Annotated in this window: 12 protein-coding genes; 5 read left to right on the plus strand and 7 right to left on the minus strand. The window is 61.8% G+C overall.

Annotation, left to right across the window (positions count from 1 at the left end; translation table 11 throughout):
- The first annotated feature begins 86 nt into the window (after positions 1–86).
- The gene (locus QAO71_RS09255; RefSeq protein ID WP_036989580.1) at positions 87–860 is read left to right on the plus strand and encodes a ferredoxin--NADP reductase; all 774 of its coding nucleotides are present in this window, start codon (positions 87–89) and stop codon (positions 858–860) included.
- Between the two features lie 69 nt (positions 861–929).
- On the opposite strand, the gene QAO71_RS09260 is transcribed toward QAO71_RS09255, so the two are convergent.
- The 4 genes from QAO71_RS09260 to aroC are packed head-to-tail and all read right to left on the minus strand — an operon-like array spanning position 930 to position 4,181.
- Positions 930–1,694: an SDR family oxidoreductase gene (locus QAO71_RS09260; protein WP_074778450.1), complete on the minus strand. Its 765-nt coding sequence runs from the start codon at positions 1,692–1,694 to the stop codon at positions 930–932.
- Complete coding sequence (locus tag QAO71_RS09265) at positions 1,691–1,876, minus strand: PLDc N-terminal domain-containing protein (protein WP_074778448.1); 186 nt, start codon at positions 1,874–1,876, stop codon at positions 1,691–1,693. The genes QAO71_RS09260 and QAO71_RS09265 overlap by 4 nt, the downstream gene beginning before the upstream one ends.
- Before the next feature lie 34 nt (positions 1,877–1,910).
- The gene (locus QAO71_RS09270) at positions 1,911–3,062 is read right to left on the minus strand and encodes an MFS transporter (protein ID WP_280165673.1); all 1,152 of its coding nucleotides are present in this window, start codon (positions 3,060–3,062) and stop codon (positions 1,911–1,913) included.
- Between the two features lie 27 nt (positions 3,063–3,089).
- Positions 3,090–4,181, minus strand: coding sequence for a chorismate synthase (gene aroC, locus QAO71_RS09275; RefSeq protein WP_036990286.1), 1,092 nt, complete (start codon positions 4,179–4,181; stop codon positions 3,090–3,092).
- A gap of 121 nt (positions 4,182–4,302) precedes the next feature.
- On the opposite strand from aroC, the gene QAO71_RS09280 reads away from it, so the two are divergent.
- The 3 genes from QAO71_RS09280 to QAO71_RS09290 all read left to right on the plus strand — a co-directional run bounded on the left by QAO71_RS09280 (position 4,303) and on the right by QAO71_RS09290 (position 6,551).
- Positions 4,303–5,067, plus strand: a complete 765-nt coding sequence (locus tag QAO71_RS09280; protein ID WP_280164213.1) for a TSUP family transporter — start codon at positions 4,303–4,305, stop codon at positions 5,065–5,067.
- A gap of 72 nt (positions 5,068–5,139) precedes the next feature.
- Positions 5,140–5,913, plus strand: coding sequence for a hypothetical protein (locus QAO71_RS09285; RefSeq protein WP_280164214.1), 774 nt, complete (start codon positions 5,140–5,142; stop codon positions 5,911–5,913).
- A gap of 65 nt (positions 5,914–5,978) precedes the next feature.
- The gene (locus QAO71_RS09290) at positions 5,979–6,551 is read left to right on the plus strand and encodes a Smr/MutS family protein (protein WP_036989573.1); all 573 of its coding nucleotides are present in this window, start codon (positions 5,979–5,981) and stop codon (positions 6,549–6,551) included.
- Positions 6,552–6,647: 96 nt separating this feature from the next.
- Here QAO71_RS09290 and mnmH read toward each other — a convergent pair whose 3' ends face one another.
- The 3 genes from mnmH to QAO71_RS09305 are packed head-to-tail and all read right to left on the minus strand — an operon-like array spanning position 6,648 to position 9,848.
- Positions 6,648–7,751 carry a tRNA 2-selenouridine(34) synthase MnmH gene (gene mnmH / locus QAO71_RS09295; RefSeq protein WP_280164215.1) on the minus strand — a complete coding sequence of 368 codons (1,104 nt, stop codon included), beginning with the start codon at positions 7,749–7,751 and terminating at the stop codon, positions 6,648–6,650.
- Complete coding sequence (gene selD / locus QAO71_RS09300; RefSeq protein WP_280164216.1) at positions 7,751–8,788, minus strand: selenide, water dikinase SelD; 1,038 nt, start codon at positions 8,786–8,788, stop codon at positions 7,751–7,753. The genes mnmH and selD overlap by 1 nt, the downstream gene beginning before the upstream one ends.
- A 58-nt stretch (positions 8,789–8,846) precedes the next feature.
- Positions 8,847–9,848: a patatin-like phospholipase family protein gene (locus QAO71_RS09305; RefSeq protein WP_280164217.1), complete on the minus strand. Its 1,002-nt coding sequence runs from the start codon at positions 9,846–9,848 to the stop codon at positions 8,847–8,849.
- Positions 9,849–9,943: 95 nt separating this feature from the next.
- Here QAO71_RS09305 and QAO71_RS09310 point away from each other — a divergent pair, with 95 nt between their 5' ends.
- Positions 9,944–12,379 (plus strand): penicillin acylase family protein, encoded by a 2,436-nt coding sequence (locus QAO71_RS09310; protein ID WP_280164218.1) that lies wholly within the window; start codon positions 9,944–9,946, stop codon positions 12,377–12,379.
- Positions 12,380–12,393: the final 14 nt, after the last annotated feature.

Here is a 12,393-nt window from a genome sequence, read left to right on the forward strand (position 1 = left end):
AATTAAAATAAGTCATTTAACCGGTAGATTAGCTGGACGGTAGAATGGCTGCAATTCGAAACCATCCCAAGCGGAGAACCACCTGGATGTCCAAATTCAGAACCGAACGTGTCCTCAGTGTCCACCACTGGACCGATACCCTGTTCAGCTTCAAGACTACCCGTGATCCGGGTCTGCGCTTCAAGAACGGTCATTTCATCATGATTGGCCTTGAAGTCGACAGTCGTCCGCTGATGCGCGCCTACAGTATCGCCAGCCCGAACTACGAAGACACCATGGAGTTCTACAGCATCAAGGTACCGGATGGCCCGCTGACCTCGCGCCTGCAGCATATCAAGGAAGGCGACAACATCATCGTCAGCAGCAAGCCCACCGGCACCCTGGTTCTGGACAACGTGCTGTCCGGCCGTAACCTGTACCTGCTCAGTACCGGTACCGGCCTCGCGCCCTTCATCAGCATCATCCAGGACCCGGAAACCTACGAGCGCTTCGACAAGGTCATCCTCACCCACGGTTGCCGCTGGGTACGCGAACTGGCCTATCAGAAGCTGATCACCGAGGATCTGCCGGATCATGAGTACTTCGGCGAGCAGGTGCGCGAGCAACTGATCTACTACCCGACCGTGACCCGCGAGCCCTACCGCAATGAAGGCCGCCTGTCCGACCTGATGAGCAACGGCAAACTGTTCGAGGATATCGGCCTGCCCAAGCCGAACCTGGAAGACGACCGTTTCATGCTGTGCGGCAGCCCGGCCATGCTCAAGGACCTGACCGCCATCCTGGATGACTGGGGCTTCGAGGAATCCCGCCAGGGTATTCAGGGCCACTACGCCATCGAGCGGGCCTTCGTCGAGAAGTAAGCCTCTGCATTACCGGCGCCCGGACTTGCGATACCGGGCGCCTGCTTATCTCCCCCCACTGTTGCCGCCCTATTCCCGATAGATCATCTGCCGGGTCATGCCGCCGTCGGCAACGATATTCTGGCCGGTAATGAACGCCGCTGCCGGGCTCAACAGAAACGCCGCCAGTTCGCCCATATCCTCCGGCTGCCCTACCCGACCGACCGCATGCTGCTCATGATCCACCTGACGCAGCGGGTCAGTGGCCTGCAATGATTTCGGGCGGGTATCGATCCAGCCGGGGCTGACCGCATTGACGCGGATATCCGGGCCGAGACTCACCGCCAGCGCATGGGTCAAGGCCACCAGGCCGCCCTTGCTCGCCGCATAGGCTTCGGTATGGGGTTCGGATTGCAACGCTCGGGTCGAGGCGATATTAACGATGGCACCACCACTCTCGCGCAGCAGGCCGATACACTGCCGGGAGACCAGAAAGGCGCCGGTGAGGTTGACCGACAACAGGCGGTTCCAGGCCTCCAGCGTCAACTGCTCCAGGGGTCCGTTATCCGGATCAGCCAGACCCGCGTTATTGACTACGCCGTCGAGCCGCCCGAAGTCTTCCTCGATCTGCTCGACCACCGCCTGCACACTGGCCTCGTCTGCCACATCCAGCGGCACGAACTCCACCGTTCCCAGCCGCGCCAGCTCCTCTGCAGCGGCCAGCCCTTCAGTTTCATCCACATCACCCAGCACCACCGCCCAGCCGGCGCGCAGCAGACTGGCGGCAATACCTTTGCCAATCCCCCGCGCCGCGCCAGTTACCAGCGCCACTCGCACGCCTGACTGTTCATTCATGGGCGTCGCGGCCCCTTGCGCCACCATAGAGCCCAGCCTGCCAGCGGCACGAGGGCCACCAGAGCGATCCAGCCGGTTTTATGGCTGCGTGATTCGGTGCTCTGCGCAATACTGCTGATAGCCGACAGCGCCAACAACAGCAGTGCCAGACCGCCCATCACGACAATGAAATTGGTATTCATCCCGCCACCTCCTGTTCCGCCCCACTATAGACCATCAGCTGGCCCGACCCGGCATCCAACGCAGCAGCAACAACGCCGCCAGCGTCGCCGCCACGCTGGCCAGTGCAAAGGTCCAGCCGGCGCCCAGGGCATTCCAGCTGTAACCGGAATACAGCGCACCAAGAGCCCCGCCGCAACCGGACAGCGTGGCATACAGTGCCTGGCCCTGCCCCTGATAACGCTCCGCAAAGCTGCGCTGGACGAAGTGCACCGCCACCACATGGAAGCAGCCAAAGGTCGCTGCATGCATTACCTGGGCGAGCGCCAGCAGTACGAGGCTGTCCGCCCAGAACCCCAGCAGCAGCCAACGCAGCGCCGCCAGGATAAAACTGCCGATCAGCAGCTGTTTGAGTGAAAAACGGGCCAGTATCACGCTCATCACCATGAACAGGATGATCTCCGCAACCACCCCCAGCGCCCACATTGCCCCGATCAATACCCGGTCGTAACCCAGCGCTTCCAGATGCAGTGTCAGAAAGGTGTAGTACGGTCCGTGGGACAATTGCATCAGCCCGGCGCTGAAAAAGAACACCAGCACCCCAGGCCGCCATAGTTGCCGCAGAAAACCATCACCCGGCAAGGCGGAGCGGGTCGCAGCCACCGGGGCTGGCGGCACCAGCAGGCTACAACAGAAGATCGCCAGCATGATACTGAGCATGGCCTGGGGATAGATTGCCGGACTGAACCTGTCCAGCAACAGCCCCAGGACCACCACCGTGACGATGAAGCCGACCGAGCCCCACAGCCGGATTCGACTGTAGCGTGCCGATTGTTCACCCAGATGGCCAAACGTAATGGTTTCGAACTGCGGCAAGACCACATGCCAGAAGAAACTGTGCAGGGCCATGATCAACGCCAGCCACAGATAATCCTGACGCCAAAGGATGCCGGTGAAAGTCAACGCGGTAAGCAAGGCACCCAGCCGCACGATCAACAGCCGCTGCCCGCTGCGATCACCCAACCAGCCCCACAGCACCGGAGCGAAACAACGCATCAACATGGGAATGGCCACCAGCTCACCGATCCGCGCCGCGGAAAAGCCCAGATGATGGAAGTACAGTGACAGGAAGGGAGCTACTCCGCCGAGCAGGGCGAAGTAGCAGAAATAGAAGCCGGACAGACGCCAGTAGGGCAACATCTCAGCGATGTCGAAGCGTTTACGTCGGCGTGCCCATCAGAGCTGTCCCAGCACCGGCGTATCGACCCGCACATCACCATTTTGCGCCCGATGACGCAGCAGGTGGTCCATCAACACCAAGGCCATCATGGCCTCCGCGATGGGCGTCGCACGGATGCCGACACAGGGGTCGTGACGACCCTTGGTGATCACCTCAACCGGGTTGCCATGCACATCGATGGAGCGGCCCGGGGTGGTGATGCTGGAGGTCGGCTTGAGCGCCAGATGAGCGATGATCGGCTGGCCGGAAGAAATGCCGCCCAACACGCCGCCGGCGTTGTTGCTCAAAAAACCCTCGGGAGTGAGTTCATCCCGGTGCTCGGTGCCGCGCTGGCTGACCGAGCCGAAACCGGCGCCGATCTCCACCCCCTTGACCGCGTTGATGTTCATCAGCGCATAGGCAAGCTCCGCATCCAGGCGGTCGAAAACCGGCTCGCCCAAGCCCGGCGGCACGCCTTCGGCAATCACGGTGATCTTCGCCCCGACCGAATCCTGATCCCGGCGCAGCTGGTCCATGTAGGCTTCCAGCTCCGGCACCTTGTCCGGATCAGGGCTGAAGAAGGCATTCTGGCCAACCGCCTCCCAGTTCTTGAACGGAATCTCGATCGGCCCCAGCTGGCTCATGTAGCCGCGCACGGTAATGCCCTGGCTGGCCAGGTATTTGCGCGCAATCGCGCCCGCAGCCACGCGCATCGCGGTTTCCCGCGCGGAGGAGCGACCACCGCCGCGATAATCGCGCTCACCGTACTTGTGGTGATAGGTATAGTCCGCATGGGCTGGGCGAAACAGATCCTTGATCGCCGAGTAATCCTTGGACTTCTGATCGGTATTGCGGATCAGCAAGCCAATCGGGCACCCGGTAGTGCGCCCCTCGAACACCCCGGAGAGGATCTCGACCTCATCCGGCTCCTGGCGCTGGGTAGTATGCCGACTGGTGCCAGGCTTGCGCCGATCCAGGTCCGCCTGCAGATCAGCAGCACTCAGCTCCAGCCCCGGCGGGCACCCATCAACAATGGCAACCAGCGCCGGGCCATGGCTTTCGCCAGCAGTGGTGACGGTGAACAGGGTGCCAAGGGTATTTCCGGCCATGCGTGCCATCCATTTCCAGATCAGAGAAAGGCAGGCAGTATAACGCTCGGCCGGCACGGGTGACAGCCTGAGATGGCGGCGGTAATCTTGTCGGCCCGACCTTCTTGAGCCAAACCGACCGATGCAAGCACTGCTGGACCTTTTGCTGCCCGCGGCCCTGCCGCCGCTGACCAGTGCCGCGCTGGTGGCCGTTTCCGCCCTCACCTCGGCCATCACTGCCTCATTGGGCATCGGCGGCGGCGTACTGTTGCTGGCGATCATGGCCATCGTCATGCCCCCAGCCGCGATCATTCCGGTGCATGGCATGGTCCAGCTGGGCTCCAACCTCAGCCGGGCGAGCATGACGCTACGCCATATCAATCTGCGGCTGATTCTCTGGTTCGCCCCCGGTGTTCTGCTCGGCGCCTGGCTGGGTAGCCTGTTTCTGGTCGACCTGCCGTTGGCGCTGGTACAGATCTGCATCGCCGGGTTCATTCTGCTGCTGTGCTGGGGGCCGCCCATTCCGGCGGTGGCTACCGGCCCAGTGGGCACCTTGCTGGCCGCCGGGCTGACCACTTTCGTCAGTCTGTTCGTCGGTGCTACCGGGCCGCTGGTTGCCGCTTTCGTCAAGCAGCAACAGAAAGGCGAGCGCTTTTCCACGGTGGCTACATTCGCCACCGCAATGTGTTTACAACATGCCCCCAAGGCGGTGATCTACGGCGCCGCGGGCTTCGTGTTCGCCGAGTGGCTGGGCTTGATTCTGCTGATGATCGCTGCCGGTGCGGCGGGCACATGGGCCGGCCTGCGGCTGCTCCGGCGGTTGACCGACAGCCGCTTCACGCTGATCTTCAATGCCCTGCTGACACTCCTGGCGCTACGCCTGATCTGGCAGGCCATCAGCGGATAGTCACACTGCATGTCACATTCAAGAACAATGACAATCCGCCGATAACGAAATATGCAGGCAGGAATCTCACCCATGAATGAAGATCTGACCCACCCCGAGGCTCCCGAGTCGCCTCCCGTGCGCGATCCCTTCGCCCATGCACGGCCCTCGGAATACTATTGGATCCAGCTCAAGCCGGTATTCAAGGGCAGGCTGATGCTGCACGGCGAACGCCTGGCGCAAATCGCCGTGACCCGCGAGCGGGTTGCCCAACTCGAACTGCTGCGCCTGCAGATCCGGATCGAAGACGAAACCGTGCCGCCGGACACCAATTTCATGGAGGTGCTGATCGACCACCGGCATCACCGGGTTCGTTTCGGGCCGCTGTCGGGCCTGCGCATCTTCCCGCCCCAGCGGGGGTTGGCCGGCTTCATGCTCGCCCAGTTGGTTGACTGGTGCCAACGCCACTGCGCCGACTATGCGGTGACACCCATCGTGCTCCATGCCAGTGAAGTGCCCAGCGAGGAGACTCGGCAAATGCGCGAGCGGCTGCTCAAGCGGGCGGGCTTTCATCTGACCTTCAGCAATGACGCCCGCACCGAAGGCAAGGCGCAGGCCAACCGGGTCAGCGACCTGGTTGCCAGCTGGAATGTCGAGCGGGTTCAGCAACTGCACATCGCCGATACCCTGCGTCAACTGCGCGAACAGGAAACTCTGAACCGCCAGCAACAAGCCCAGCTCACCTCGCTGCAGGCGACCCTTGATGAGTACAAGAGCAACGATATCGGCCATCGTTTCGCCATCGGCTGTCTTATCGTGTTTTCCATCTTCCAGGCATTGATGCTGCTCTGGGTGGTCCTGCGCTGATCGGAACCGGCGACGCTATCTGATAGACTGCCGGCCTGTTCAATGAGCCGAACCAAGCCGCAACCATGACCCAGGATAACGATGATGCGGATGGCCTGGAGCTGTTCCGCCAGGCCATCCGGGGCGCCCGCCCCATCACTACCGACCGCGCCGACACCGGCAAGCCGCGCAGCGACCGCGCCCAGCTCCAGGCGCTGCGCCAACGCGCTGTGCAGCCACAGCAGCAGACCCGAGTGGATGGGCTGTCCGATCATTTCGTGATTGATGTCGCGCCCGAGGAAGAACTCGCCTGGACCGCCAATGGTGTGCAGGAAAGCCAACTGCGCAAGCTGAAGACCGGACAGATTCCCTTTGATGGCAGTATCGATCTGCATGGCATGACCGTGGAGAAGGCCCGCGAGCTGCTGTGGGAGTTCCTCGCCGAGGCCACCCAGCTGGAAGTGCGCTGCGTGCGTGTCACCCACGGCAAGGCCCAACGCAAGGACGGCCGCACCCCGATCCTCAAGAGCCACGTCAACACCTGGCTACGCCAGCACCCGAAAGTGCTCGGCTTCACCTCCTGCATCCCGCGTCACGGCGGCACCGGGTCGGTGTATGTACTACTGAAACGAGAAATGCTCGAAGGCCGCGATGACTGATTTCGCAGAGCACGGGTGGGAACGGCCTTGGCCGCGAAGCCTTCCACCGCCTTCGCGGCCAAGCCCGCTCCTACAAGTGGTTTTCCGCGAGCGGCGCTATAAAGACCGTCCGTCCTGCAGATAGCCGATCACCGCATCCCTATCTCCGGCAAACACGATCCGCTCTTCCTTGGCTTCACGTTGATAGGCATACATCGGGTCGTAGTAATCGCGTAGTAGCCCTTCGATCCAGCCACGGTGGCCTTGAACATCATCGTTGCGTTGTTGCTGCTCCAGCGCTTGGCGCATCAGTTGATCCAGCGCCTGGAAATGCTCCGGGCCCAGGCGCTTGCGGATGCGCAGCAGACTCCCCAGCAGGTACGCGGCAAACGCCTCGAAGGCCTGCTCCGGGCTCTGCGGATACTGCAGGGCAAATTCGGCCCGCATATCAATGACATAGTCACCGAGAATGCGCGTCACCCGATTCTCCAGGCTATCATCCAGCCAGATCAGCGGCGCGGTCTGCATGACGCGGAACAACTCCAATGGCACCGAACAACTGCCGACCATGCGGCCCTCGTCTTCCAGCACCAGAGTGCGTGCGCCCCGCTCGCGCACCCGCAACGCTTCGATCGCCAGGCGGTTCTCGAAGTCGATCTGCACTGGCTGGGGCGTGGCATGACGGCCGAAACTGGAGCCGCGATGATGGGCATGGCGCTCCAGATCAAGGCTGTTGTCGAGCGCTGTAATGATTTCGGTCTTGCCGGTACCGGTCAGGCCCGCCACCAGTTGCAGCGGGCAATCGCGCGCCGCCTCATCCAGCGTATCGATAAGAAACCGGCGCATGGCCTTGTAGCCGCCAATTACCCGCGGATATTCAACCCCTGCCTCGGCCAGCCACTGCTGTACCAGCTGCGAGCGCAACCCGCCACGAAAGCAGTACAGGTAACCATCGGGATTGGCCTCGGCAAAGGCTTTCCAACTGGCGATACGAGCCGCCTTGAGATCGCCCTTGACCAGCTTGTGGCCCAGCGCGATAGCCGCGTCCTGCCCATGCTCCTTGTAGCAGATGCCCACCCGGCGGCGCTCTTCGTCATCCATCAGCGGACGATTGAGCACACCGGGAAACGCCCCCTTGTCGAATTCGATCGGCGCACGCACATCCATCATCGGCACGTCGGTCAGAAACAGGCTGCGGTAATCATCGCTATTATCCCGCATCAGACAACCTCGACCCAGTGGCCACCGCGGTGCTCCAGCAGTTCACCGATCGGTTGCAGGCTCAGCCCTTCCTCCCGGGCAACTGCCAGAAACGCCTCATCGACCGCAGGATCGACCGCGACCAGCAACCCGCCGCTGGTCTGCGGATCGCATAGCAGGTGACGCCACTGCTCCGGCATGTCTGCCAGCTTGTGACCATAGCTGGCGAAGTTGCGCCCGGTACCACCGGGTATGCAACCGGCAGCAAGATAATGCTCAACGCCGGCAATCCGCGGCACAGCGGACTCGGTAACGCGCGCCAGTACACCCGAGCCTTCGGCCATTTCCGCCAGATGGCCGAGCAGACCGAAGCCGGTGACATCAGTCATCGCCTGCACGCCGTCCAGCTGCGCGAAGCGCGCACCGATACGGTTGAGCTGGCACATCAGATCGCGGGCCACGCCGATATCTTCCTCACGCAACTTTTTCTGTTTTTCAGCAGTGGTGAGAATGCCGATACCCAGCGGCTTGGTCAGATATAACCGGGCGCCGGCATGGGCAGTGTCATTGCGTTTGAGTTGCTGGCGAGTGACCTGGCCGGTCACCGCCAGACCAAAGATCGGCTCGGGCGCATCGATGGAATGGCCACCGGCCAGGGGCATGCCGGCGTCGGCACAGACAGCGCGAGCACCGGCCATGACCTGGGCAGCCACCGCGGCCGGCAACACATTCACCGGCCAGCCGAGAATGGCGATGGCCATCAAGGGTGTACCGCCCATGGCGTAGATATCACTGATGGCATTGGTCGCGGCGATACGTCCGAAGTCGTAGGCGTCATCGACAATCGGCATGAAGAAGTCGGTAGTGCTGACGATACCGCGCTCGTCATCGAGACCGAATACCGCAGCATCATCACGACTGCTGTTGCCCACCCAGAGCTGCGAATACGCAGGTGCCGGCTGGTTGCTGGCGAGGATTTCATCCAGCACCTGGGGAGAAATCTTGCAACCGCAGCCAGCCCCATGGCTGTATTCGGTCAAGCGCACTGTATCGGTCATGACTGCCTCCGCTAAAAACTCAGCGCGCATTCTACCAGCCCTCCAGCCAACTCGCTGGTCAAACCGGCGGCTTGCCCTGCTCGAACCGATCAAGCGTATCGCTGGCAATCATCCGGCCAAGCTCGATCAGTTCCGGTGCGCGCTGGAACTCAAAGAACTTGCACAGCCGTTTGGGCACGTCGAAGATCACATCCGGCGGATAGCCAGCGATCTTGTACTTGGTCAGCGAGGCCTGCATGGTTTCGAAGGACAGGTTGACCAGCTCCAGCATGCTGGCCGGCCCTATCGGGATGTCCGCGCGCACCGGCTTGGTCTCATCCTTCTGACGGTTTGCCGCCACCTCAGCGTCGCTCGGCTCCTCGCTGATATCCAGCGTGCCCTGCCGCTCACCCTCCTCCTCTTCACTGTTCCAGTGCAGCAGATTGCGCAGGCTCAATGAGTCCATCCACTGCTCCAACTGCTGCCGTATCGGTGCCGGCCGCTCGATGACCGGCAAGGTATAGCCATTGGTGTGGTTGGCATTGAGGTTGACCGCCATGATCAGATCGCAATGGGCGGAGACCACCGGGATGATCGGCAGCGGGTTCAGCAACCCGCCATCCACCAGCACGCGGCTGCCCTGGCGCACCGGCGAGAACAAACTGGGAATGGCCGCCGAGGCGCGCATGGCCTGCTGCAGACTACCTTGCTGAAACCACACTTCCTGCTGGTTGGTCAGGTCGGTGGCCACGGCCGTGAAAGGAATGCGGAGTTCCTCGATATTCAGATCACCGACGATTTCATGAATCCGGGAGAAGATCCGCTCGCCGCGGATAGCACCCAGATTGCCGAAGCCAAAGTCCAGCAACCGCAGCACATCAAGATAGGCCAGCCCGGACACCCACTCACGGTACGCCTGGAGCCCACCGGCAGCATAGACGCCACCGATCACCGCCCCCATTGAACAGCCAGCGATACACTCGATCGAGTATCCACGCCGCTCGACTTCCTCGATGACACCAATATGGGCATACCCTCTGGCACCCCCACTACCAAGCACCAGCGCAACGCTTTGTGCCATATTTCATCATCTCCGTATTGAATCCCGATTGACGCCGGAGCGCTGTCTCAGCATGATGCCCCGCTCAGGAACCATTCTCTGTTACAAGGCCAGCCGTGATCCAGCCTCGCACCCGTTTCCGCTTGAAGATTGTTGCCGCCCTGCTCGTCGCTGCTGTCGGCTTGACCACCCTTGGCCATTGGATACTGCACACTGCCGAAGCGCAGCGCAGCGGCACATTACGCCTGAAAGGGCTCCAACAGGAAGTGTCGGTTTATTTCGATGCCTGGGGTGTGCCACACATCGATGCGCAGAATGATGAGGACGCCTACCGCGCCCTCGGCTATCTGCACGCCCAGGACCGCCTGTTCCAGATGGACATCCTGCGGCGTATCGGCGGCGGGCGCCTGTCCGAGCTGTTTGGCCAGGAGAGTTACGCCACCGACAGGTTCTTCCGCACTTTGGGTATCAGTCGTCATGCTCGTCAATATACCGCGCAGCTGGAGGAGAATGCCGATCAACCCCATGTGCAACTGATCAAGGCTTACCAGGACGGCATCAACCAATATATCGACCAGGGCCGCACTCCTGTGGAATACCGGGCGCTGCTGACGCAGCCGGATTATTTCTCCACAGCGGACATCGCCCATGTCATGGGTTACATGGCTTATTCGCTCGCCGAAGCCTTCCGCACCGATGCCCTGGTGGATCACGTCCGCGGCACGCTCGGCGAGCGCCATGTTCAGGACCTGGTACCGGGTGCGCCCCAGGGATTGCCGCCGCGCCCCTCCGGCAACCCGCTGACCGTCGAGCTGCTCCAGCCGCTGCTTGACCAGGTCGCGCAGGTACAGCAGCAATTGCCGGCCGGGCAGTTTCAGGGCAGTAACGCCTGGGCAGTCCGAGGCGCCCTGAGCGCCAGCGGCCGCCCCCTGCTGGCCAACGATCCGCATATCGGCTTTGCCGTGCCGGCAGTGTGGTACGAAGCGCATATCCGCACACCGCAACATGAGGTCTATGGCCACTTTCTCGCCGGCCTGCCTTTTCCTCTGCTGGGCCAGACCCGTCAGCATGCCTGGGGCCTGACCATGCTGATGAACGACGAAATCGATTTCTACCGCGAGCGGCTGAATCCGGACAACCCGAATCAGGTGCGGGTCGGTGATCGCTGGCAGAACCTGACCGTGCATGAAGAAGTCATCAAGGTCCGTGGCCAGGAAGATCGCCTGGTGCGCCTGCGCAGCTCGCGTCACGGCCCCATCATCAATGATCATCTTGCCACCACGACGGACGAGAGCAGTACGCCGCCTCAGCCGGTCAGTCTATTCTGGACTTTCCTGACCCCCGGCAGCGATTCCACCGAAGCTTTCTATCGCTACTCCCGCGCCACCAATATGGCTGAGTTCGAGGCCGCTGCCGCGTTGCACTGGTCGCCGGGGCTGAATGTCATCTATGCCGATGTCGACGACAACATCGCCATGTGGGCGACCGGCCGCCTGAAACGCTGGCCCAACAGCAACAACAGCTTCAGCCTGCTCGATGGCAGCAATCGCCGTGATGACTTCCTCGGCTATCAGCCCTTCAGCGCCAACCCCAGATTGATCAACCCCGCGTCCGGCTTCATCTACAGCGCCAACAACCCCTATCCGGAAAGCAGTGTGCGCCGTATCCTGCCGGGTTATTACGCACCCGCGGAACGGGCCGAGCGTCTGGCTGAATTGCTGAAAAGCCGGGACAAGCTCGACTTTTCCGTTTTCAAGGCCATGCAGCTGGACAGCCAGCGGCCCCATGCTGTGGCCATGGTTCAGGACGCCCTGCCATTATTTGACGGCGAGTTGCTGGAGCAGAATCTGCGCCCCACAGCCGAGCAGGCCAAGCAGATTCTGACTGACTGGGATGGCCGCTTTACGCCGGACAGCGTCGGCGCCGTGCTGTTTCAGCGCTGGGAAGACAATCTGATGGAAGCACTGTTCGCCGATGAACTGGGCGACCACTACCTGCACTTCCGCGACACCTTCATGGCCCGAAAAACCCTCGCCAGCCTGTACTGGAAACCCGCATCGCCCTGGTGGGACAACCGTCAGCAGCCAATCATGGACGGCCGCCAGTCCGCCATCGAACAAGCCTGGATCCGCACCATCGAAGGGCTGACGGAACAGCTAGGCATGGAACCCGAGGAGTGGACCTGGGGCACCGTCGCCAGCCTGCAGCACAAGCATCCGCTGGCAGACAAGATTCCCTTTGCCGGGCGACTCAACAGCGCTCGGGTAGAGGTCACCGGTACTGATGGCAGCATGAACAACATGGCTTTCAAGCGCGGCGGCGATCATTACGACGTGGAGGCAGGCCCCTCGACCCGCCGGCTGATCGACCTCGGCAACCTCGAGTCGGCATTGGGCATCAACCCTCTCGGCCAATCCGGCAACCCCTTCGATCCCCATTACAACGACCAGGCGCAGCTATTCGCCCAGGGTAACTATCGCGCCCACCTGTTCGACTGGCTGGGTATTCGCGCCCTGCCCGACCGGCTCGTCTTGCGTCCTCGGGGTAAGTAAAGCGACTCGAAGAT

The organism is Halopseudomonas sp. SMJS2 (genome assembly GCF_029866945.1).
Taxonomy (GTDB): Bacteria; Pseudomonadota; Gammaproteobacteria; order Pseudomonadales; family Pseudomonadaceae; genus Halopseudomonas; species Halopseudomonas bauzanensis.

What these genes read in the sequence shown, in the direction of transcription:
- QAO71_RS09255 (WP_036989580.1), top strand. Translation starts at nt 87, where the DNA reads ATGTCCAAATTCAGAACCGAACGTGTCCTCAGTGTCCACCACTGGACC.
- QAO71_RS09260 (WP_074778450.1), bottom strand. Translation starts at nt 1,694, where the DNA reads ATGAATGAACAGTCAGGCGTGCGAGTGGCGCTGGTAACTGGCGCGGCG.
- QAO71_RS09265 (WP_074778448.1), bottom strand. Translation starts at nt 1,876, where the DNA reads ATGAATACCAATTTCATTGTCGTGATGGGCGGTCTGGCACTGCTGTTG.
- aroC (WP_036990286.1), bottom strand. Translation starts at nt 4,181, where the DNA reads ATGGCCGGAAATACCCTTGGCACCCTGTTCACCGTCACCACTGCTGGC.
- QAO71_RS09280 (WP_280164213.1), top strand. Translation starts at nt 4,303, where the DNA reads ATGCAAGCACTGCTGGACCTTTTGCTGCCCGCGGCCCTGCCGCCGCTG.
- QAO71_RS09285 (WP_280164214.1), top strand. Translation starts at nt 5,140, where the DNA reads ATGAATGAAGATCTGACCCACCCCGAGGCTCCCGAGTCGCCTCCCGTG.
- QAO71_RS09290 (WP_036989573.1), top strand. Translation starts at nt 5,979, where the DNA reads ATGACCCAGGATAACGATGATGCGGATGGCCTGGAGCTGTTCCGCCAG.
- mnmH (WP_280164215.1), bottom strand. Translation starts at nt 7,751, where the DNA reads ATGCGGGATAATAGCGATGATTACCGCAGCCTGTTTCTGACCGACGTG.
- selD (WP_280164216.1), bottom strand. Translation starts at nt 8,788, where the DNA reads ATGACCGATACAGTGCGCTTGACCGAATACAGCCATGGGGCTGGCTGC.
- QAO71_RS09305 (WP_280164217.1), bottom strand. Translation starts at nt 9,848, where the DNA reads ATGGCACAAAGCGTTGCGCTGGTGCTTGGTAGTGGGGGTGCCAGAGGG.